The organism is Streptomyces axinellae, from assembly GCF_039532135.1.
GTDB classification, from domain to species: domain Bacteria; phylum Actinomycetota; class Actinomycetes; order Streptomycetales; family Streptomycetaceae; genus Streptomyces; species Streptomyces axinellae.
Map to the genome: position 1 here is coordinate 18,049 of NZ_BAAARJ010000035.1, position 22,336 is coordinate 40,384.

Below are 22,336 nucleotides of genomic sequence, written 5' to 3' on the forward strand. Positions count from 1 at the left end.
GCCCTGGCTCCGGCTCCGGCAAGAGAGCCGGAGGATTCGACCACAAAGTGCTCAAATCCCTGCTCGGCGCGTGGGCGCTGGCCGCCTGCTCCGCCGAGGAGACCACGGCCGTCGAGGCCCACCTCACCGACTGCGCGTCCTGTGCCGATGAGGCCCTGCGGCTGCGCGACGCGGTCGGGCTGCTGCACGCCGAGGACAGCCTGGACCTCGACCCGATGCTCCGCTCCCGCGTCCTGGAGGGCTGCCTGGGCCGGCGCCCGGCCCGGATCCCGGTCCCCGGATGGGCCGCGCCGTACGACGCCGAGACCGCGCGTCTGGATGCCCTGCTGCGCGACATGGCGGACGAGGAGTGGCGCGCGCCGGTGCGGCTGCGCTGGTTCGACGGGGAACGGGAGGCCGGGCGCGAGACCACCGTCGCGGGGGTCATCGGCCACCTCCTCGCGGTGGACGGTCTGGTCGCCACCGCCCTCGGCCTGCCCGATCCGCTGCTGTCCGGCGCCGCCTCCGTCGAGGCCGGGCCGGGGCCGGGGCCGATGGCGCGTACGGAGGTGTTCTGGGCCCTCGACACCGCGCATCACACGCCCGCCGCGCGCGAGCCGTGGCGCGCCCAGAGTCACGCGATGATCCGCCATGTCTCCTTCGCGGCCGACGCCGAGGGCGGAGACGGCCCAGAACCGTTCACGCCTCCGGGCACGTTCACGAACCCCGGCACGTTCACACCACCGGGCATCCGCGCGAGCCCCGGCCCCAGGGACCCGGACGCCTCCGCCCGCTCCGGACCGTTCACCCGCTCCGGACCGTTCGCCGCGCGGCCGATCTCCTACGGAGACTTCGCCCTCCCCCTGCACGACGCGTTCTTGGACCGCGCCTTCGAATGCTGGATGCACGCCGAGGACATCGCCGGCGCGGTGGACTACCCGTACGGGCCACCGGGCCCCGAGCATCTGAACCTGCTCGTCGATCTCGCGGCACGCCAGTTGCCGGGCACGATCGCCGTGCGCAGACGGACGGGCCTGGCGCCGCCGCCCCGCAGGCTGGGCCCGGCGGGCGCTCCCGGCCGGACGCTGCACCTGGAGGTCGAGGGGAGGGGCGGTGGCGACTGGTACATCCCGCTGGACTCACCCGGCGCCGGTGCGTCCCCCGAGGGCAAGGTGGCCCATGTCGCCATGGACGGGCTGGAGTTCTGCCAGCTCGCGGCCGGACACGTCCCGCCGCTGGAGGCCGCCGCGGGGCAGGACGGCGACCGGGAGGCGATCCGCGACGTGCTGTTCGCCGTGGCCTCGCTCTCCCGGCTGTAGGCGCCCGCACCGGAGGACTCCGCTCCGGTGCGGCACCCGGCCTCTCCGTACTCACCGGCCTCGACGAAGTCGGGGCCGGGCGGGGAGGGCCAAGCGGGGAGGCTGGGCAGGGAGGGGCTGAGCAGGGAGGGGGCTAGGCGAAGACGACCGTGCGGCGGCCGTTGAGCAGCACCCGGTGCTCGCTGTGCCACTTCACGGCGCGGGCCAGCGCCTGGCACTCCACATCGCGTCCCACGGCCACGAGCTGCTCGGGGGTGACCTCGTGGCCCACCCGCTCGACCTCCTGCTCGATGATCGGGCCCTCGTCGAGGTCGGCCGTCACATAGTGCGCGGTGGCGCCGATCAGCTTGACGCCGCGCGCGTGCGCCTGGTGGTACGGCTTCGCGCCCTTGAAGCTCGGCAGGAAGGAGTGGTGGATATTGATGATCCGCCCCGACAGGCTCTTGCACAGATGGTCGGAGAGCACCTGCATGTAGCGGGCCAGGACGACGAGTTCCACGTGCTCCTCCTCGACCAGGCGCAGGAGCCGCTCCTCCGCCTGCGGCTTGGTGTCCTTCGTCACGGGGATGTGGTGGAAGGGGATGCCGTAGGAGGAGACCAGTTCGGCGAAGTCGGTGTGGTTGGAGACCACGGCCGCGATCTCGACGGGGAGCGCGCCGATCCTGGAGCGGAAGAGCAGGTCGTTCAGGCAGTGGCCGTACTTGCTCACCATCAGGATGAGGCGCATCTTCTCCTCGGCCCGGTGGATCTGCCAGTCCATCCGGAAGGACTCTCCGACGGCGGAGAAGCTGGCCCGCAGCTTCTCGACCGTGATGCCGCCCGTGAAGTGCACCCGCATGAAGAAGAGCCCGGTGTCGCGGTCGCCGAACTGCTGGCTGTCCTCGATGTTGCAGCCGGTCATGAACAGGTAGCTGGAGACGGCGTGCACAATGCCCTGATTGTCCGGGCACGAGAGGGTGAGGACGAACTGTCCCGACTGCTCCTTGTCCGTATCCGTATCCGAGTGGCCCGTATCCGGGACCGGGGCAGCGGTGGGCGGGGGAGGCGACTGGCTCATGGCCTCAAGACTGGCACATCACGTGCGATGCCCCAGGGCACACCGCCTGCCCGCGGTCCGTGACCGTCGGCAGGCGGTCCGCCGACACTCCGTGACGCGGTCAACGGCCCGCCGCGCCCCGCGCGGCCCGCCCACGCCGGCTTTCACACCGTCCGCAGCATGATCGCCAGTACGTCCAGCGAGCGGGGCGGCTCCTCCGGGTCCTCACCGTCGTTCGTGGCCAGCCGCACATGCGCGTCCCGGGCCGCCTGTACGGCCTCCGGCCACGCCTGGTGCTCCATGTACGAGGCGACCGGGGCGTCCGCGCCCACCTGGTGCATGATCCGCAGCACCCGCAGCACGGCGGCGTCCACGAGCGCGGCCTCCTCCGCGTCCCGGAAGATCGTTCCGACGTATTTCTCCGCCGACCAGTTGTCCAGCCAGGTGTCCTCGACGAGGCGGTACACCGCGTCGGTCACATCGCCGTATCCGGCGCGCCCCGCCAGCCAGCACTCCTGCTGGAAGGCCGGGTCGGAGAGCATGTGCAGCGCCGAGCGCACGTTGCTGCGCCAGCGCCACCAGGGCACGTCATTGACAGGCATGCCGCCCATGGTGGTGGAACGGCGGCCACGTCGGGAAGAGTTCGCGGAAGCTTGCTGCATGGTCATCGACCATACGTTCCGCATGGACGGGGTTTGTGCGGCGCCTCCCGCACACGGAACGGCCCGCCGGACACGGAGAGCGACGCCATGCGCGCGAAGAGCGATCCGCCGCGCGCGGGGAGCGAAACGCCACGCATACGGGGCAGCCCCTCGCTCACCGTCCGCTCACAGCTCGCCGAACTGCCGGGCGGTGAGCCCGTACTTCTTCGCCGTCGGGTTCCACAGCGCCGCCGCCTTCTTCTTGGCGGCCGTCGCGGTGCCGCTCGCACGGTTACCGGCGGCGGTCCGCGAGGTCTGCCGGGCCGTGCCCTTGTGGCAGCCCTTCTTGCCCGCGGCCTGGCCCGCCCACGCCGCGTAGTGGTTGTCGGCGGCGGCGGAGGACTTCCAGGCGCTCTTGAGCGAGGCGTTCAGCTGCGCGCTGCCGGGAATCTTGTCGGTCTTCAGCTGGGCGAGCCGGGTGACCAGACCGTTGCGCTGCTTGGCCGCGGCGCGCAGATCGGACGCCGCTTTACCCAGTGCCTTGCAGGACTTGATGCGCTCGACGGAACGGACCACGGCCGAGCGGCTGTTGTTGCTGTCGCCCAGCAGCGCGTCCAGCCTCTTGGCCTGCTCCTCGGCGGGGTCGGGCGCCTTGGGGCTCTCCTGCCCGGCGGGGCTGCTGGAGGCCGCCTGGCCCTCGGCCTTCGCGCTCTTCTCGCCGTCCTCGCCGCCCGAGAGCGTGAGCCCCACCAGCAGGCCGATGACGGCCACCGCCGCGAGGCCGCCGCCGATCAGCAGGGCGGGCGGTACGGTACCGCGCCGCCCGCGCTGCGCGGTGCGCCGTGCGGCCCGCCCCTGGGGCTCGGGCCGGCCGGGCCCCTGGTGGCCTGCCCGGCGCGGCTGCGGGGCCTCGCCGGGGTCGATGAGCGGCAGGTGCTGGGTCGCCCCCGCCTCGTCCTGGGCCCCGTGCCCGGCGCGCGGGCCCGGGGCTGAGGGCCCCGAGGGCTCGGCCCTGAAGAGGTTCTCGAACTCGGGAAGCGGCTGCCGGGTGCCCGGCTGGGGCTGGGGCTGGGACGGGGGCTGCGGTTGGGATTGCGGCCGGGGCTGCGGCTGCGGTGCGCGGGGTGGCTGATGCGCACGGGGCGGCTGGGGGCCGGCGGAGCCGCCAGGAGGGCCCTGCGGCGCCTCCGCGCCCTCGGCGGGCACGGGGGCGGGCATCATCTGCGTCGCCTCCGAGTCGCCGCCCTGGCCCCCGTAGAGGCCCTGCGGGGTGTCCACGACAGGGGCTATGTACTGCGTGGCCTCGCTGTCGGGGCTGCCCGGCCCCGGAGGGGCCGCGGACACGGGAGGGAGCAGCTGGGTGCCGTCCTCGGAGCCGGTCAGCGCCTGTCCATACCCCATGTCCTGGGGACCGGTACCGGGGATCGGCGGGATGAACTGGGTGGCCTCGGAATCCCCGCCACCGGACTGCTCGGGCGGCAGCGCGGGCTGGGGCGGCGCGAAGGGGTGCGAGGAGAGCGCGACGGGAGCGTCGGTCGGCGGCAGCGAGTGCCGCGCGCGGGGGCCCTCCCCGGCCTGCGGCTGACCGTGAGTATCGGGGCCCGCACCGGCCTGCCGGCCGTACGCGTCGGAAGCGGGCTGCTGTCCGTAGAGGTCGCCGCCCGCCTGCTGGCCGTAGGAGCCCGCAGCGGCCTGCCGGCCGTACGAGCCGGCTCCGGACCCCTGGCCGTACGACTCGGCTCCGGGCGGCAGCGGCGCGCTCGTGTCGGCCGGCTGCGGCCTGCCGTGGCGCCCCCGGCGGGACTGGGGCAGGGTCTGGCCCGCGTCGGGCTGCGGCAGGGCGCGGGCGCCGTCACCGGGCCACGCGCCGGGGCCCGTGGTCGGAGAGGGGGGGTGTGCCGGGGGCATGGGCGGCGGCGCGGGGGCGCCCTCCGGGGGAAGCGGCATCGAGGTGGCGGGGCCGTGCGTACCGGACTCACCCGCTGCCACGCTCCCGAAGTCCGGCCCCTGGGAGGGGAAGTCCGACCCTTGGGACTCGAAGCCCGGCCCCCAGCCGAAGTCCGGCCCCGAAGTCGAGAATGCCGGCCCCGGCCCCCCGGAGTCCGACCCCGATGCCTCGGAGCCCGGCCCCCAGGGCCGGCCCCATGGCTGGCCGGCCGGCGGCTGGACCTGGGTGCGTGCTGCCTGGACCTGACGCTGTTGCTGAGGAGTCCACGGTTCCCCGTTCGCCGGCAGCACGATCCCTTCGCGGGGGGTCGTGTCCGCGGGCAGCGGATCTCCGGGCACGCCGGAAGTCCCGTCCTGTCCGCGTCCGTTGTGCGTTGTCACCGAGACTCCTCGTTGCATGGCTGGCGGAATCGTCGGGTCACGCTACCGGTTCGCGCTGAGGTGCGACTACGCCCCCAGGGTGCGGACACCCTTCCTTCGCCTCATGTCGGGATGAAGGGGGTAAAACACTCCTATCCCTCCTCCCCGGGCATGTGGCTCTCACGCCACCGCTGCCATCTCCAATCGCTCGGAGAACTCTCGCACCACCGACTCCTCGCCGTAGGGCTCCAGCCGCTGACGGAAGTCGTCCAGATACTCCGCTCCCCGGTCCGAACGCAGCCCGCGCAGCAACTCGGTGGCCTGCGTGCCCGTATGGCAGGCGCGTTCGATCTCGCGCTGCTGGACCTGGGCGCTCGCCAGCAGGAACAGGCCGATCGCGCGCCGCCTGGCGCGCCCCTCGGGGTGACCGGCGATCGCCTCTTCCGCGCACGCCGCCGCGCTCTCGGCCTGGCCCAGGTCGCGGTGACAGTGCGCGAGTTCGTCCGCGAGGTACGCGCGGTCGAAGTGCGCGATCCAGGGCGGGTCGTCGCCCGCGCCCGCACCGGCGTCCGCGCTCTCCATCGCGGTCTGCGCCCGTCCGGCCGCGGACTGGCAGGAGCGCGCGTCCCCCATCAGCGCGTGCCCGCGCGCCTCGGCGGCGTGGAACATCGCCTCCGCGCGGGGCGTGACCTGCCCCCGCGCGCCCTCCTGTGCCGCGCGGGCCAACTGCGCGATCTCGCGCGGGTTCCCCAGCGAAGCGGCCAGGTGGCTCATGCTCGCGGCGAGCACATAGCCCCCGTACGCGCGGTCCCCGGCGGCCTGCGCCAGCCGCAGGGACTGGATGTAGTAGCGCTGCGCGAGACCGTGCTGGCCGGTGTCCACCGCCATGTACCCGGCGAGTTCGGTGAGCCGGGCCACAGCGGCGAACAGCCCGCGCCCCACCGGTTCACGGTAGGAGCCCGCGAGCAGCCCGGAGACCACACTGTTGAGGTAGTGCACCACCACGGGCCGGATGTGGCCGCTGCCGTAGCGGTGGTCCAGCTCCGAGAGCGCCTCGGTCATGGCGCGTACGGCCTCCACGTCGGAAGTGCCCACCCGGGCGCCCGAGGACCGGGCGACCTGGTTGTCGGGCGCGGTGATCAGCCAGTCCCTGCTGGGCTCGACGAGCGCGGAGGCCGCGACGGTCGAACCGGACAGGAAGTCCCTGCGCCCCACGTCGCTGCGCCACAGCTCGCAGACCTGTTCCACCGCGCCGAGGACCGTGGGCGCGAACTGGAGCCCCACCCCCGAGGCGAGGTTCTTGCCGTTGGCCATGCCGATCTCGTCGATGGTGACCGTGCGCCCCAGCTTGCGGCCCAGCGCCTCGGCGATGATGCCCGGCGCACGACCGCGCGGCTGCTGGCCGCGCAGCCACCGCGCGACCGAGGTCTTGTCGTATCGCAGGTCCAGCCCGTGCTCGGCGCCGCAGATGTTCACGCGGCGCGCGAGCCCGGCGTTCGAGCACGCGGCCTCCTGGATGAGTGCTTGCAACCTTTCATTGGGCTGCCTCGCGACGAGCGGCCTCGCGGCCATGTGACCCCCCTCTTGATGAAGGCTATGCATGATCACTGCCCAGCGCATATGCCCCTGATTCGTGCGAAACCCCGCCCTTCACAGCACAACGCGCCTCAAGGGAACTACCCACCCAAGGCCGCCCGTCTGTATACGCGCCCCCACACTTGCACCCATGCGCCGTTCCGAGCGCGGGATGCGACGGACCGCCCGCCACGGCGCCACCGGGGGCGCGTCCGGCCCGGGTGCCGTCCCGTAACCCTTACGGGGAGGGAAAGTTGTGATGGTCGTGGAAGAGACCATCGGAGTAACCGCCGACGTCACAACCGGCGTCGCACCTGCCGCGCACATCCCCCGCCAGCGATCCCAGTCCCCACTGTCCCCGCCGTCCCCGCTCGAACACGCGGTGCGCTACGCCCAGGAACGCGCCTGGGACGTCTTCCCCGGCACGTGGCTGGAGGCCGTGGAGGGCGTGCCGCGCTGCGTGTGCGGACAGTCCGACTGCCCCGCGCCGGGCGCACACCCCGCGCACGCCGGGTGGGCACGGGAGGCCACAGGCAGCGCGACAACAGCGCGCGGCCTGTGGACGAAGGAGCCGCGCGCCTCGGTGCTGCTGCCGACGGGCCGCGCCTTCGACGCGCTGGAGGTCTCGGAGGAGGCAGGCTGCCTGGCGCTGGCCCGGCTGGAGCGCATGGCACAGGCGCTCGGCCCCGTCACCTGCACCCCGGACGGCCGGATGCTCTTCTTCGTGCTGCCCGGCGCCGCGGCCAAGACGCCCGACGCGCTGCGCAGGCTGGGCCGTTCGCCCCGCTCCCTGGACCTCCGGGCCAAGGGCGAGGGCGACTGGGTGGCCGCCCCGCCCAGCCGGCTGGGCACGCGGGGGCCGGTGCAGTGGGTGCGCGAGCCCACCGCGGCCAACCGCTGGCTCCCCGACGCCGAGGAACTGCTGCCCACCCTCGCCTACGCGTGTGGCCGCGAAGCGGCCGTTCTCGCACGGTGAGCCGGGCGGAGCCCGGCGCCCTCTTGTGGGCCCGCGTTGGCCGGTGACCCTGGCCCGGGCCGGTGGCAACTCGCCGTGGGGGCCGATGCATACGGCCGCGTGCGAGCACGCGGTGGTTGCTTGCGCAGTTCCCCGCGCCCCTGACGGGGCGCCCGGCGCCTTCCTGGAGCCCCACGTGGCTGACGGCGGCAACTCGCCGTGAGGGCCGATGCATACGGCCGCGTGCGGGCGCGCGGTGGTTGCTCGCGCAGTTCCCCGCGCCCCTGACGGGGCGCCCCGCGCCTTCCTGGGGCCCCACGGTGGACGGTGGCAACTCGCCGTGAGGGCCGATGCGTACGGCCGCGTGCGAGCACGCGGTGGCTGCTCGCGCAGTTCCCCGCGCCCCTGACGGGGCGCCCCCCGACGGCGGGGGCGGCAGGCGGGGGATCAGCTGCCGGTCGGGAGCGCTGCCTGGAGGAATGGCTCGACTACTCTGCGCCAGTCCTCCGGCCGGTCGTAGTGGATCAGGTGACCGGCCTCCGGTACCTCCGCGTAGATGCCGCGCGGCAGCACGCGCACCATCTCCTGTGCCTCCGCGCGGCCCAGTGCGCCGTCGATGCCCCGTACCACGAGGGTGGGACAGCGCACCTGGGCCAGCTCGTCCCAGTGCGCGTCGTAGACCCAGGTCTCGCGGGCGCGCAGCATCTGGCGCGGGGAGAAGACGGGACGCCAGCCGTCCGCGCGCTCCGCCATCACCTCGGCGAAGAACTCGCCGCGCGAGAGCCGGGAGCGCTCCAGCCTCGGGTCGTCCTCGCCGAACCATTTGCGTACGTCGCCGAGCGTCGCGAAGGGCACGGGCCAGGACTTGAACCACTCCTCCCACTCGCGCTGCGACTGCTCGCCCAGGGCCGAGGCCCGCATGTCGCTGATGACCAGGGCCTGCACCAGATCGGGCCGCTTGGCGGCGAGTTGCCAGGCGGTGAGCGCTCCCATGGCGTGGCCGACCAGCGCGACCGGGGCCAGGTCGAGCTGTTCGATAGCCGCTTCGGCGTCGGCGACGAAGGCGTCCCGGTCGAAGGGGCCGTCACCGGGCTTGTCGCTGCGTCCGTGGCCGCGCTGGTCGAGGGCGATGGCGCGGTAGCGGCCCGAGAGCCAGCGTGCGGTGTCCGCCCAGTGCGAGGCGCGGCCCATCAGTCCGTGCAGCAGGAGGACGCCCGGGGCCTTGCGGTCCTGCTCCTCCTCGGCGGCGGTCCGGGCGGCCGGCCGGCTCTCCCCGCTCTCCGGCGCACCCTTGGGCGGATCGGCGAACTCCCAGGCAGCCAGCCGGGTTCCGTCCCCACCTGTCACGTTGATCCGTCGCACCATGCGTCGTGGCACCCCCACTCCCTCTGACCGCCGCATCACCCTATCGAACTTCTATTCGAACACCCGGGCCCAGTGGCGAACACCCCACCTTCGAGTGACACGGGCCCGGGATTGCCCTGCGCCCCCCGGGGGAGACAGGAACCGGGAGGGGGCAGACCCTGAGAGCTCGGGGCTCCGGGTCGCCGTTGGGGGGACATGGGGAGGCGGGGCTTCGGCGAATGACGGCGCCGGAGCCCCGACCGCTCCCCCGGCCCGCACGGGCCCCACGCGGAACACAGCATCGATGCTCCCCTTCCGCCCGAGTGCGCGGCGGCGCGACCGTTCCCCTCGGCGCACTCTCCCACCAGCGACAGCGTCGCACGCTCCGCGCACCAGCGCTCGTATTCCGGCAACTCTGATACCGCAAGGGCCAATTGGGAAGGTGGCGACGCATGATACGGAGCACGCGCCGCTCCCCCGCGCCACCGTGCGCCCCCCTCGGACACCACGCTCAAAACGCCCCGCCGCAGAGCCCGGCACCTCGCCGAAAACCCGGGTCGGCCCGGACGCCAGGACGGCCCGGGCACCCCTCGAAACGGCGACGTGGGGCCGCGCAGGGCCCGCGCGCTCAGCACCCGGCCGCCGCCCTCAGCCCTCAGCCCTCAGCCACCCTGCCCGCACTCAGCACTCAGCACCCGGCCGCGGTGCTCGTGCCCGGCGCTCATACGCCCGCCGCGCTCAAGCGCCCGCCGCCGCTCAGCGCTTGGCGACGAACACGTGCGCGGCGACCTCGGCGCCCAGCTCCGCCGCCTCACCGCTGCTGCCGACCTGCACCCCGCCTGCCGTGCCCGCGTTCACACTCACCACGGCGCCCGGCTGCACCCCGGCCCGGCGCAGCGTGTACATCAGCTGGGCGTCCATCTGGATGGGCTCGCCGATCCTGCGTACGACCACCGTCTTGCCGTCGCCGCCCGGCTCCAGCTCGCTCAGGCTGACCAGGCCCTCGCCCAGGAAGGGATCCGCCTCCGCCTTCTCGCCCAGCTCTTCCAGGCCGGGGATGGGGTTGCCGTACGGCGACTCGGTGGGGTGTCGCAGCAGCTCCAGGACGCGGCGCTCGACCGCCTCGCTCATCACGTGCTCCCAGCGGCACGCCTCGGCGTGCACCTGCTCCCACTCCAGGCCGATCACATCGACCAGCAGACACTCCGCGAGCCGGTGCTTGCGCATCACGCGGGTGGCCAGCTGGCGGCCGTCGGCCGTCAGCTCCAGGTGCCGGTCCCCGGCCACCGTGACCAGCCCGTCCCGCTCCATCCGGGCCACGGTCTGGCTGACGGTCGGTCCGCTCTGGTCCAGTCGCTCGGCGATGCGGGCACGCATGGGGACCACGCCCTCCTCCTCAAGCTCCAGGATGGTACGGAGATACATCTCCGTGGTGTCGATGAGTCCTGACATGCGTAGCCCCTAGTCAGCTCGTGCGGTGGCCCTGGATTCAATTCTGACGCATCGCGGTGACAACCGTGCCGTGCGCGGCGGGATGCGGTATGGACAGCGCCGCAAGCCTGTCACGGGCCATTGGCACACGGTGTTGACAGCGGAAGGTCCAGACCTCAACGTGATCGCCGTACTACGGTCGTGATCGCCGTACTACGGAACGGGACCGTTTCCGCAACGACGCGAGGGGCCGGGCGATGAGTGACAGGACGCTGGCGACAGACTTCTTCGACGCTGCCATCGGGCTGCTGCGGCAGGTGAGGGACGGCGAGGCGGAGAACGTCGCGGCGGCCGGCGCGCTGCTCGCGCGGACCGTCGCGGACGGCGGCCGGATCTTCGTCTTCGGCGCGGGCCACTCCTCACTGCCGGCCCAGGACACCGTCTACCGCGCGGGCGGGCTCGCCCTGATGAACCTCCTCAACGTGCCCGGCCTCACCGGAGTGGACGTCCGCCCCGCGACCTTGGGCAGCGCCCTGGAGCGGATCGACGGGCTGGCGGGCGCCGCGCTGGACTCCAGCCCCGCGCGCAAGGGCGACGTGCTGATCGTCATCTCCCTGTCGGGGCGCAACGCGCTGCCGGTCGAGCTGGCGATGAACGCGCGGGCGCTGGGCATCAAGGTGGTCGGCCTCACCTCCGTCGTCTACGCCGAGGGCACCCGCGCCCGGAACGCCACGGGCACCTTCCTCAAGGACCACTGCGACATCGTCATCGACAGCCGGATCCCCGTCGGGGACGCGGAGTTGACGACCGAGGGCGTCGATGCGCCCTTCGCGCCCGCCTCGACGGTGGTCACCAGCGCGCTGATGCAGGCCGTCGTGGCCTCGGCCACGGGCGAGCTGGTGCGGCTGGGTGTCGAGCCGCCGATGCTGCGCTCGGGCAACGTGGACGGCGGACACGAATGGAACGCGCGCGTCATGGACGAGTACGCGGACCGGATCTTCTACCGCTGACCGCCGGATTCCGTCGGACCGGCGGAGTACCGCCGAGCCGACGTACCGGATGCCTTGCCATTGATCCGCCGCGCCGGATGCCCGCCGTTGTTCAGGCGCACCGGATGCCCGGTCACTTCTCCAGGGCGCTCGCCAGGTCCACGGCCGTGGCCACGTGTGCGGCGACCTCCTCCGCGTAGACCGCGTCGGAGCGGTCGAAGGGACGGCCGCCCGCGTCCCGCAGGAAGGTGACCACCCCCAGCGTGCGGCCCCGGCTGCGCAGCACCGTGCACAGCCCGTGTGCCGTGCCTTGGGGCCACTTGCGCGACTGTGCCCAGTCCTCCGGGACGCCGGGGCCGCTGCCGCTGGCGCGTACCGAGGTGCACCGCTGGTACGACTGGAGCGCCGGGTGGCCCTCCGCGTAGGCCACCGGGATCCCGCTGTCAGCGTTCGCCTCGATCAGCGGCAGGCGGCCCCAGGCCGCCGCGGGCGTCAGCGCGGCCCGCACCAGGCGCGGCTCCACGGACGGGAGGGCGTCCAGCGCGGTGTCCAGCGCGGGGACGGGTTCGGGGCCCGGGTCGGCCGCGAGGTCGAGCAGCGCGTGGTCGGCGAAGCCCGCGAGAGCGAACTCCAGGTGCATCCGCGCCGCGTCCATGGGGTCCTCGCACTCCCCGGCCGCCCGCATCGCGCGGTGGAGCTGGCCGTCGCGGAAGCGCAGCCGCGCGGCCTCGCGCTCGGTCCGTTTGGCCGCGGTGATGTCCTGGAAGAGCCAGGCGACCCCCAGGGGTACGGGCTCCTCGGCCAGGGGCGAGGCCAGCCGCAGGAAGCCGCTGCGCCAGCAGCAGCGGCGCGACAGCTCCCCCTCCTCCGAACCCGCCCCGGCAACCCCGTGCCCACCGGCCCCCGTGCCACCGGATGCCGTCCCACCGGATACCGGGCCGCCGGTTCCGGGGCCGCCGGAGGCTGCCGTGGCACCGGATGCCGGGCCGCCTTCCCGCTCGTCCGGATACCCGCGCAGCGTCACCCAGATCTCGGCCGGGGCCGGGGGCGCGCCCTCGCCGAGCACGTGCTGGAGTGCGCCCTCCAGCTCCTCCATGCCCTGTTCCAGCAGCTCGCCGAGGGGACGGCCCAGCATCGCGGCGCGAGCCGGTACGCGGAAGGCGCGGGCCGCGTAGGCGTTGGCGACGGTGGGGCGCAGGTCGGCGTCGACCAGGACCACGCCCCAAGAGGCTTCCTCCAGCAGGGCCTCGCTCAGGGCGATGGAGCGCTCCAGGTCGATCTGGGCGTGCACCTCGCTGAAGGCGCAGTAGACGCCCATGGGGCGGCCGTCGGCGCCGGTCACCCCGGAGGACTGGATACGCACCAGCACGCGGCCGCCGTCCTTGGTCAGCAGCGCGAACTCGTGCACCTGGCGGCCGGGGGCGCGCATCGCGCCCAGGAGGCGGCCCTCGACCTCCTCGGCGTCGGCCGCGCGCACCGCCCATCCGGCGAGGCCCTGGCGGCCGACGGCCTCCTTCTGCGTCCAGCCGAGCATCCGCTCCGCCTCGCGGTTCCAGTGCGTGACCACGCCCTCGGCGTCGAAGGCGCACAGCGCGGCATCCATGCCGTCCAGCAGGGCCGCGAGAAGGAGTTCGTCGTCGGGACCGCCGTCGCCACCGTCGGAGGACGACGCGGAGTGAGTCTTCGATCGAGCCGCCACCTCGGCACCCCCTGCTCGTGCTGCCGTTGCGGAACGCCACCGCTTGTGCACGGATCATTCAACTCGAACGTGACCGAGCACACACCGGATTCGGGAAAATCGTTGTCGCCCCGAAATTCGTTTGCCCGGCCCGCCGGCCGTGCCTAGCGTGTGGGGCACACAGGAAAGGAGGTGATCCGGCTGATGATCAAGCACCGGACGTGTGAGGTGGCTGCGGCCTAGGGCCGACGCCACAGTGTGACGCCGGCTCGCCGGCCAATCCAGAGCAGTCACCCGGCCCGTGGGCTCGTCGGACTCGTCCGACCGGCGCCCTCCCCGCCCCCGAGGGGCACCTCCCAGCCACACGGCTGGGGGCGGAGGGAGCAGCCCACGGGCCGTTCTGCTGCCTCGGCGCCTTGCGGCGCGGCGCCCCCGGTTCCGGCCCCCGGGGTTCCTGGTCCCCGGCCGCAGGAGACCCGCCGCAGGAGACCCGGGTGCCCGCCGTGAGGAGGCCCCGCTCAGGGGCGGAGCCGGTCAGGGCGGAGCCACCCAGGGCAGAGCCCGTCAGGGGCAGAGCCGCTCCACCTCCCACCCGTCGTCCTCCGTACGGGTAAAGCGCAGCCGGTCGTGCAGCCTGTTCTCCCTGCCCTGCCAGAACTCGACCGACTCCGGACGCACCCGGTAGCCGCCCCACTGGGCCGGGGCCGGGACGTCCTCACCCTCCGGATAGCGGGCCGCGAGCTGTGCGTACATGCGGTCCAGCTCTTCCCTGGAGGCCACGCGGGAGGACTGTTCGCTCGCCCAGGCGCCCAGTTGGGAGCCGTGCGGGCGGGTGCGGAAGTAGGCGGCCGTCTCGTCCCGGCCCGTGCGCTCGGCCGTGCCGGAGATGATCACCTGGCGGGCGATGCCGTGCCAGGGGAAGAGCAGGGAGACATACGGGTTCGCCTCCAGCTCGCGGCCCTTGCGGGAGCCGTAGTTGGTGAAGAAGACGAAGCCCTGCTCGTCGTAGCGCTTGAGCAGGACGGTGCGGGAGCTGGGGCGGCCCCGTTCGTCGGCGGTGGAGACGATCATGGCGTTGGGCTCGTGCAGCCCGCTGGCCTCGGCCTGGGCGAACCAGAGCGAGAACTGCGCGAACGGGCCGGGCTCCAGGTCCTGCTCGGAGAGCCCCTCGGCACGGTAGTGCGCGCGCATCGCGGCGGGGTCGAGGGTGGTCGCCGTACGCGCGGGTGTGGCGGTCGAACTCGCGGTCGTACGGCGGGAGGTACGGGCGGCGGCGTCATCGTCAGCGTGTGGCACGCCGCTATCTTGCAGCATCGGCCCGGCGCGCGGTCGAACAGTCTGCCTGCCGGGCACTTCGCGCGTACCCACAGCCCCCGAATCGGCTCCTGTGCCCCATCTCACCCTGTCCGGCGGGCGCCGGAGGGGCCACAATTCCGGGCAAGGAGCCGTGGTATCCGGGCACGGGGGCTATCGTTGCCGCTCCGTCCGGCGGGAGCGTCTCCGTCCGCACGATCGCCCGCCCTGGCACGACGGAGCGTGACCACCCGCCGGAACGGGCACGACCGGGAGGACGGCCCGGTCCGCCGGCCGCGCGACCGCTCACGTGGTCGGCCGCACGGCGGGTCGCATGTCCGGCCGCACGGCTGGTCCCGCGACCGGCCGCGGCGCGGCAGGTGGACCGCACCGTCCCAGCAGCAGGCCGTTCGCCGTCAGCTCAGCTCTGGCGGCACTTTCATGAGGGAGCCGCCAGATGTCCGACTTCGTACCCGGGCTCGAAGGGGTCGTCGCGTTCGAGACGGAGATCGCCGAACCCGACAAGGAAGGCGGTGCGCTCCGCTATCGGGGCGTGGACATCGAGGACCTGGTCGGCCACGTGTCGTTCGGGAACGTGTGGGGACTGCTCGTGGACGGCGGCTTCGATCCGGGCCTGCCGCCTGCCGAACCGTTTCCCCTCCCCGTGCACTCGGGCGACATCCGGGTGGACGTCCAGTCGGCGCTGGCCATGCTCGCGCCCGTCTGGGGCCTGAAGCCGCTGCTCGACATCGACGAGGCGAGGGCACGTGAGGACCTGGCCCGCGCCGCCGTCATGGCCCTCTCCTACGTCGCCCAGTCGGCGCGCGGGCAGGGCCTGCCCATGGTGTCGCAGAAGGAGATCGACAAGGCCGACACCGTCGTCGAGCGCTTCATGCGCCGCTGGCGCGGCGAGCCCGACCCCAAGCATGTCGCGGCCGTGGACGCGTACTGGACCTCGGCCGCCGAACACGGCATGAACGCCTCGACGTTCACCGCCCGGGTCATCGCCTCCACCGGCGCGGACGTCGCGGCGGCCCTCTCCGGCGCGGTCGGCGCGATGTCCGGCCCGCTGCACGGGGGCGCGCCCTCGCGGGTGCTCGGGATGATCGAGGAGGTCGAGCGCACCGGCGACGCCACCGCCTATGTGAAGCGGCAACTCGACCGGGGCGAGCGGCTGATGGGCTTCGGCCACCGCGTCTACCGCGCCGAGGACCCCCGGGCGCGCGTGCTGCGGCGGACGGCCAGGCAACTGGGCGCGCCCCGCTACGAGGCGGCGCTCGCCCTGGAACAGGCCGCCCTCGAAGAGCTGCGCGCCCGCCGCCCCGACCGGGTGCTGGAGACCAACGTCGAGTTCTGGGCGGCCATCGTGCTGGACTTCGCCGAGGTGCCGGCGCACATGTTCACCTCGATGTTCACCTGCGCGCGGACGGCGGGCTGGTCGGCGCACATCCTGGAACAGAAGCGGACGGGCCGCCTGGTGCGGCCGTCGGCCCGCTATGTGGGGCCGGGGCCCCGGGACCCCCGCGACGTCGAGGGCGGCGCGGGCTGACCACCCGGTCCGGGGCCGGGCCCGCGCCCGGACCGGCCCCTGCTGACCCCTGCCGAGCCTCTCCGGCCCGGTCCTGCGCCCCTGCACCTCGGCGCCCCCGGGCGCGGGACCGTCCTCGTAGCGGGACGCGGAGGGGTGCGGGCGGGCGGGGGATCCCGGGGCCGCACCCGTCCCCGCCGGAGCGACGGGGGGACTACCGGCCGCCGCGCCTCATGCCCGGGGCCAAGCTCTGAAACCCCCTGTTCGGCGGCGGATTGTGCACGTCGCCTCCCCGGGACAAAGGCGCCAGCACCGCACCGCCTCCGCGGACCGGACGTGGCAGCACCCCGAGGAAAGCCACGTCCGTCCGTATGGCAGGCAGAGGTGCGGCCTGGCCCTGATATGGCGCCAGGCCGTCCCGGCTCTGGACCAAAGGCGGCAACACCACCCCTCCGGAAGCCAGGTCGTGTCGAGCCTGGAACTCGGGCACTTCATCCCCGGGGTGGGCCCGCGCGGCGGCCGACATCCCGGAAGGTGGCAGGTACGTCGCGGCCGGGTGCGGATAGGCCCTGTCGTCCTGGTAAGACGGCTCCTGGCCTCCCGAGGGCAGGTGGTCCCACCCGGGAGGGGGTGGCCGCCGCGTGACCGGCTCCGCGGCCGGAGCCCACGCGGGGTCCGGTGCTCCGTACCCGCCCTGCACGGAAATCCGGGGGGCCGGCGCGTCGTACTCGCCTTCGGCGAAAGGCCGGGGTCCGGGTGCGCCGTACCCGGGGGTTTGCTGGGCCATCCCGTGCCCGGGGGCTTGCTGGGCCATCCCGTACCCGGGGGCTTGCTGGGCCATCCCGTGCCCGGAGTCGTGGTGGGGCACCGCGTACCGGGAGTCTTGGTGGCCCCCCGTCCGCGACGATGACGCCAAGGTCGTCTGCTGCCGGGCCGGCGCCGCTCGGGCGAAATCCGGCCGCAGAAACTCATTCCCTCTCGTCCAGGTTTTACCCGCGACGCAGCCGCCTTTGAAGCCTTCAGGAGTTGCTCCGTTCAATCTCGCCCCTTCGGCCTGGTGGTCGATGTTCCGGAACCAGGTCTCCAGCTCCCTGACATCTTTCGATTGAGACTTCGCATCCTTGCCCGCAGCGTAGTACATAGCCGCGCGGGCCCTCCGCCACACCAAGTCCAGAGTCGACTCGAACGGCGCCTTCCTCCCATTCGCCCTGTCGACCGCCTTGAGTACCGCAGCTCCATACTCATCTCTGCTCTTTCGATATCTGCTAGTTGACGCAGCAGATCTAACTCTGGCAGTTCTTCTCCCGTCCTCCACAAACTCGACTTCGATAGGGTTTCCCTCGGAATCCATGATGTGGTTCCTCCGTTCGGTCGAGGTCGGTTGCCGTTCCTCTGTCCCTGCTCTAGCCGGTACTCGAATTGAGGAGGCCCTCGGACCAGGCCGGCGGCGCCCCCGTCTTCCAGAGAGATATCCGGACCAACTCCTCGTACCGGCAGCATCGTTGACCTACAACGGGGCCGCGACAGGCGTGGTTCACCGCACACCGGCAGCGCACCGGCCGGGAACACACGTCGTCCCCGCCACCTGCGGAGGCGACGGGGACGAGAGGCGTGCGGGCCCAGGGGCGCGGCCGGTTCCGCGAGGGGAGGGAACGGCGTGTCCGCCGGGCGAGCGGTACGGAGAGTGCGGGGCCGCGCCGGCCCGTGAAGCCACGGACGAGGACGGTGCCACCGGGACGGGACTGCCCGGCCCGGTGGACCGTCCGTGCCGTCGCAGCCGGCTTGCCGCCTCAGCCGAGGCGGGCGAGGACGGCGAGAGCCAGGGTCTGGACGGCGGAGGGGCCCTGGTCGAAGAACAGGAGGGGTTCGACGAGTTCGCATTCCATGACAGTGGGCACCCCGCCGGGGCCCTCTATCAGATCGATGCGGGCGTACAGCGGCGTTCCGAAGCGTGCGGTGACGGCTTCCAAGACGCTTGCCGCGCACTCCAGTTCGACCTGCGTGGGCTTGTCCGGGGTGATGTGGGACCGGAAGAAGAGGTCGTCGGCGGGCGGTCCGGCCGTCTGGAGCAGAGCCGTTTTACGGGCCGCGTGACTGTATTGCCCGTCGAGGTAAATGAGGGAGAGTTCCCCGCTGTGATCGACGGCATGCTGGTAGGGCTGGGTCAGCACGGTCCGGCCCGCCTCGTGGAGACCGGCGACATGCAGGCGGGCGCGGTCGTCGTCGAGGCCGGGCCGGAAACGGCAGGTGTGGCGCGCGGCGTTGGAAACAGCGGGCTTGACGACGTACTCACCACCCTGCGGCACGTGCCATGTCATTCCCGGCGGGGTGAATTCGGTGGGAACGACCGGGACTCCGGCCTCGGCCACGTCGCGCAAGTAGTGCTTGTCGAGGTTCCAGGCGACCGTCTCGGGCGAGTTGAACAGCGCGGACCGGTCGGCGACTGTCCGGACCCAGCGCAGGAACGCGGCCGGACGCTCGGGGTAGTCCCAGGCGGAGCGGATGACGACGGCATCGAATGCCGCCCAGTCGATCGAGGGATCGTCCCACTCGGGGGTGGAGCACGAGGCACCGATAGCGTGCAATTCGTCGAGCAGTGTGCTCAATTCGGTGTCCTTTCCGTGGGCCCAACGGGACGTTGCCAAGGCTATGTGCACGGGCGTCGCCTTCTCGATGAGGTTCCGGTTCTCAGCGCGGCTTTCCCGACCGGGACTGAGCGGGGGGACGGGGAGCAGACCCGAAGGTCACTTCCTGCCGTGCTCCGCATGTGGACAGCCGACAGTCACCTGAATCTCCTGCGCGGTATCACCGGACCGGGGATGGGAGAAGGAGGCTACTGCCCCCTGCGGGTCCGCGGGTCTGCGGGCCCGCGGCAATCAGGCGCAGGGCAGGCCATACGAATCGGCGGCCCGGGGCATTCAGGGCCGAAACACCGTAGCTCGGGCGGGAAGCGGCAGCCCGCCTTCGCCGGCATCGCGGCCCGCCTCGTTCCTCAGTCCGGCCGGCCACCCGATGCGCCGTTCACCGCGTCAGGTAGGTCAACGCCCGTCTCATGCCCCCTCACAGGGCCCGCCATCAGGCTCACGGCGCCCCCGTCTCGCGCCATGGCCGACTGCTGCCGGCCAGCACCGAGGGGCCGGGATTGAGCCAATCCCCCGTTCCGGTCCGCGCTGGTCAGCGCCGGGGAGAAACGACCTGGATGTGACTGGTTACGCGCATTGTGCGGCACCGGGCTCCTGGCCGAAAAGACCGCACTGGGGAAACGCTTCGGGAGCACGATGACCCCATTGCGGCCGAGAGCGGTCAGCTCACCTTCGGGCAGGCCGGCCCGTCCAGAATCACGAGGAGAATTTCATGGCTACGGACAAGGAACAGAAAGCCCCGACTCAGAAGGAGATAGCGGCAGCGGCCCGATTGAACACGTACCGGGAAGGCTGGCAGGAAAAGCACGGAGCGAGGGACAAAGCGGATCAGGAAAGGGACTGGAGGCAGCGCAACCGGGACGCGTTGAAAGGCGAGCGGGGCGCCCTCAACAGTTTCGATGCGTCAAACGCAAAGAAGAAGGGCCCGACACGCTGAAAGGCTCACCCTCTCCGGATGCCGGGGCGACGTTACTCGGGCAGGACTCGGCCCACTGACGTTGATCGGCCCCGCCCCTCTCTCCTTCGCGACGCGGATGGCCGCGTCTGTGGACCAGTCGCCGCGTCACCCGGGACCAGTCGGCATCCGTGGCGAGCAACCCGCTCGACGGAGCGGCCAGTTGGGCGACGACCGCCCACTGCCCTTGCTCCTCCGCGTCACCGGCCAGACAGGTGACGCATCAGCCTTGGGGCCGGGGCCGGGGCCGCCAGGGCAGGCGGGCACCGGTGTTCCGCGAAAAGGGGCTGGAAGGCCAGGGCCGATCGGGCACCTGCCGGCCGACCGCGCGTAGTCGTCTCGCGCGATCACTGAGATCGACGGAGCGAGGTGCACGGTCGCGCGCCCTGCAGCACGTCGGCCCCTACCTCGCGTGCGCGCGGCAGCCCGCACGCTTCACAACTGCCGTGCCTCAGCCGGGTTTTATGCCGGGAGCGGACAGGAAGGTCCATGTGGGTGACCGAGCCAGACCGCTTGGCTTTCGAAAGTGACCGTCATCCCGAACTCCGTCAGGCCGGGAGCCCCGTGCCGCTGCCACGTCATCAGCGCGTCCTCGACCTGGTCCCACAGCTGGAGCGGCCCATGCTGGTGGACGGTCCAGCCGCCTCCGGCAGGCTCCGTCCACGCCTGTGAACCAGTCGCCACGTCACGCAGGATCACCCCGGAACCGGTCGCGATCAGTTCGGCGGAGGGGCCCGCGAGCTGTGCGACGAAACGGCCCGCCCACAGGTCGGTGAGCGCCGGATCCACGCGGGTCGGGCGCGTGTGCCCGGTCTGCCGGTAGAACGTCGTGTGCGGGGGGGCGCTCGTGGGGGCGCGCGAGCATGTACGTGACCTCGTCCGCCTCGAAACGGCCGGACAGCGCGCCCGCGTCATCGCCCTCGTCATCGGGAGCCAGGCGGATCAGGCCGGCCGCGAGCATCCACCCGCTGACCGTGGCGGTAATGCTCCCCGCGTCCGCGAGCTGGAACAGCCAGGCCGGCGGGATGGAGCGTACGGAGCAGGTGGCGATGATCGCGTCGTACTCGGCCCGCTCCCGGTGCCGCTGGAGTCCGTCGCCGACGACGGGGGTCGGCGCACAGCCCAGTTCCGCGAGGTTCCGGGCCGCGACGGCGGCACAGCCCGGGTCGTACTCGACGCTGACGACGTTGTCCGCGCCGACCCGGTGGGACAGGACGGCCGTGGAACAGCCGGTTCCCGTGCCGACCTCCAGAACGCGGTGTCCCTCCTCCACGGCGGGCACGTCCAAGGTGCGGGCGACAGGGGAAGGGAGCGTGGCGGAGGAGGTCGGACTACGGAGACCGGGCAGGGCGCGTCGGCCCCGTCCAGACCCTCGACCTGCGTCACCCAGGTGCGGTCGGAGTGGGCCATCCGCAGCCACTCCTCTTCGCCAACCTCCGCGCGCGACCGGCTCCCGGTCCGCCCCGGCGCCGCCGTGAGGGCGGAAGACGACCGGCGGGAGGAAGCCCGCCCGGTCCACGGCGGCGACCGCGTCCCGCCACTCGGGGGCGAGCCCGGGGCAGGCGGAGCCGATCTGTTCGGCCGGATCCCGGCGCAGTGCTTCAGGGGCGGCGGTCACGCACACGCTCCTGCGGAGTCGAGCTGTTCGGCGACGGCGTACACCATCTTCCCGGTATCCGGCGGCACCCCGTCCCCGCCACCGGGCCGCGGCGGCGGGGACGGGCGTTGTCGGGGTCGTCGAGCGCCTCGTAACGGCCGCAACGGCAGTGCCTCAGCGGCGGCTTCCGCGCGCACGGCCCCCCGACGGGCCCTGTGCCGGGCCCTGCGGCTGCCACGTCTGAGGCAGGCCGTACGAGGTGTACGGGTTGCCCTGCGAGGCGTACGGGCCCCGGGCGGCGCGCGGGTCGGGCGGGGGCAGCACGGCTCCGATGGGCAGCGCCCCTGGATCCTGAGCCTGGGCCGGGCGCGGCGGTGCCCCGGTGCTGGGCAAGTAGGCGCGCAGAGGCGGCAGTTGTGGGACCGGAGACCATTCCGGAGCCGGGCCCGAAGCCGGAGCCGGAACGGGTGCGCTCTGCCTCGGGACGGGAAGCGGCAGCCTGCCCCTGAAGGGCAGGCCGGGCTGGTCGGGGGGCAGCGATGCGCCCTGGTCCCAGCCTGAGGCCGGCCCGTCGTCCCTGTAAGCCGGCTGGGCCTGGGGGCCCTGCCGTCCCGACCCCCTGGGGACTACCGCCTGTGCGGCGGGCGCTGCCGGGTTGCGCGTCGGTGGCCGCCGCCTGCCCCTTTCGACCAGCCCGTGGTTCCGAGAATATGTCGCCGCGAAATATTCAGGTGTCTGCCCGGATCCTCTGGCTTTCTTTGCCTCCGTATCAATATGGTCGAACCGGTCCTTCAGGCCCTCAGGGTCGGCGCCTTGGTCCTCTGCCGTACGAGCGGCGCGGCGATGGAGATCATTACACGTGAGCCGCCACCACCGGTCCGTGACCGGTTCGTTCTTCGTCGCGTACGTGGTCCTGCCGTTGGTGGCTGCCCGCAGACGCGCGGCTTGTTCGTAAGGGTTCTCTTTTGTCTTCGCGAGGTACCTCCTGGCCGCCGCACGCTCGGCTATCCGCCTCTCAGCCCGCACATCCCGTTGAATTTCCATGAGGTGATCACTCCGTTCGGACT

The 22,336-nt window shown here is 72.7% G+C and carries 15 protein-coding genes; 5 read left to right on the plus strand and 10 right to left on the minus strand.

Annotated features, from left to right (window positions below; all coding sequences use genetic code 11):
- Positions 1 to 47 precede the first annotated feature (47 nt).
- On the plus strand, positions 48 to 1,298 hold the full coding sequence (locus tag ABD339_RS32170) for a zf-HC2 domain-containing protein (RefSeq protein WP_344570706.1): 1,251 nt from the start codon (positions 48 to 50) through the stop codon (positions 1,296 to 1,298).
- Between the two features lie 133 nt (positions 1,299 to 1,431).
- Here ABD339_RS32170 and purU read toward each other — a convergent pair whose 3' ends face one another.
- The 4 genes from purU to ABD339_RS32190 form a co-directional block, all read right to left on the minus strand.
- Positions 1,432 to 2,355, minus strand: a complete 924-nt coding sequence (gene purU / locus ABD339_RS32175) for a formyltetrahydrofolate deformylase (protein WP_344570707.1) — start codon at positions 2,353 to 2,355, stop codon at positions 1,432 to 1,434.
- Positions 2,356 to 2,498: 143 nt separating this feature from the next.
- Positions 2,499 to 2,996 (minus strand): SCO4402 family protein, encoded by a 498-nt coding sequence (locus ABD339_RS32180; RefSeq protein ID WP_425576163.1) that lies wholly within the window; start codon positions 2,994 to 2,996, stop codon positions 2,499 to 2,501.
- A gap of 165 nt (positions 2,997 to 3,161) precedes the next feature.
- Positions 3,162 to 4,964 carry a hypothetical protein gene (locus tag ABD339_RS32185; RefSeq protein ID WP_344570709.1) on the minus strand — a complete coding sequence of 601 codons (1,803 nt, stop codon included), beginning with the start codon at positions 4,962 to 4,964 and terminating at the stop codon, positions 3,162 to 3,164.
- Between the two features lie 498 nt (positions 4,965 to 5,462).
- Positions 5,463 to 6,854, minus strand: coding sequence for an NsdA family TPR-like regulatory protein (locus ABD339_RS32190; protein ID WP_344570710.1), 1,392 nt, complete (start codon positions 6,852 to 6,854; stop codon positions 5,463 to 5,465).
- A 262-nt stretch (positions 6,855 to 7,116) separates the two neighbouring features.
- Between ABD339_RS32190 and ABD339_RS32195 the strand changes: the two genes are divergently transcribed.
- Positions 7,117 to 7,833, plus strand: coding sequence for a bifunctional DNA primase/polymerase (locus ABD339_RS32195; RefSeq protein WP_344570711.1), 717 nt, complete (start codon positions 7,117 to 7,119; stop codon positions 7,831 to 7,833).
- A 426-nt stretch (positions 7,834 to 8,259) separates the two neighbouring features.
- Here ABD339_RS32195 and ABD339_RS32200 read toward each other — a convergent pair whose 3' ends face one another.
- Together ABD339_RS32200 and ABD339_RS32205 are read right to left on the minus strand one after the other, a co-directional pair.
- Positions 8,260 to 9,177, minus strand: a complete 918-nt coding sequence (locus ABD339_RS32200) for an alpha/beta fold hydrolase (RefSeq protein ID WP_344570712.1) — start codon at positions 9,175 to 9,177, stop codon at positions 8,260 to 8,262.
- Positions 9,178 to 9,912: 735 nt separating this feature from the next.
- Positions 9,913 to 10,608, minus strand: coding sequence for an iron-dependent transcriptional repressor DtxR (locus tag ABD339_RS32205; RefSeq protein ID WP_344570713.1), 696 nt, complete (start codon positions 10,606 to 10,608; stop codon positions 9,913 to 9,915).
- Between the two features lie 236 nt (positions 10,609 to 10,844).
- Between ABD339_RS32205 and ABD339_RS32210 the strand changes: the two genes are divergently transcribed.
- Positions 10,845 to 11,597 carry an SIS domain-containing protein gene (locus tag ABD339_RS32210; RefSeq protein WP_344570714.1) on the plus strand — a complete coding sequence of 251 codons (753 nt, stop codon included), beginning with the start codon at positions 10,845 to 10,847 and terminating at the stop codon, positions 11,595 to 11,597.
- A 112-nt stretch (positions 11,598 to 11,709) separates the two neighbouring features.
- Here the strand turns inward: ABD339_RS32210 and ABD339_RS32215 are convergent, their stop codons facing one another.
- Positions 11,710 to 13,275: a PAS domain-containing protein gene (locus ABD339_RS32215; RefSeq protein WP_344570715.1), complete on the minus strand. Its 1,566-nt coding sequence runs from the start codon at positions 13,273 to 13,275 to the stop codon at positions 11,710 to 11,712.
- A 543-nt stretch (positions 13,276 to 13,818) separates the two neighbouring features.
- Positions 13,819 to 14,445, minus strand: a complete 627-nt coding sequence (gene pdxH / locus ABD339_RS32220; RefSeq protein ID WP_344570726.1) for a pyridoxamine 5'-phosphate oxidase — start codon at positions 14,443 to 14,445, stop codon at positions 13,819 to 13,821.
- A 559-nt stretch (positions 14,446 to 15,004) separates the two neighbouring features.
- On the opposite strand from pdxH, the gene ABD339_RS32225 reads away from it, so the two are divergent.
- A complete protein-coding gene (locus tag ABD339_RS32225) occupies positions 15,005 to 16,096 on the plus strand; it encodes a citrate synthase 2 (protein ID WP_344570716.1) in 1,092 nt (363 codons plus the stop codon).
- A 1,769-nt stretch (positions 16,097 to 17,865) separates the two neighbouring features.
- Here ABD339_RS32225 and ABD339_RS32230 read toward each other — a convergent pair.
- Complete coding sequence (locus ABD339_RS32230; RefSeq protein ID WP_344570717.1) at positions 17,866 to 18,681, minus strand: ATP-grasp domain-containing protein; 816 nt, start codon at positions 18,679 to 18,681, stop codon at positions 17,866 to 17,868.
- A gap of 748 nt (positions 18,682 to 19,429) precedes the next feature.
- On the opposite strand from ABD339_RS32230, the gene ABD339_RS32235 reads away from it, so the two are divergent.
- Positions 19,430 to 19,654, plus strand: coding sequence for a hypothetical protein (locus ABD339_RS32235; RefSeq protein ID WP_344570718.1), 225 nt, complete (start codon positions 19,430 to 19,432; stop codon positions 19,652 to 19,654).
- A gap of 703 nt (positions 19,655 to 20,357) precedes the next feature.
- On the opposite strand, the gene ABD339_RS32240 is transcribed toward ABD339_RS32235, so the two are convergent.
- Complete coding sequence (locus tag ABD339_RS32240) at positions 20,358 to 20,954, minus strand: methyltransferase domain-containing protein (protein ID WP_344570727.1); 597 nt, start codon at positions 20,952 to 20,954, stop codon at positions 20,358 to 20,360.
- Between the last annotated feature and the right edge of the window lie 1,382 nt (positions 20,955 to 22,336).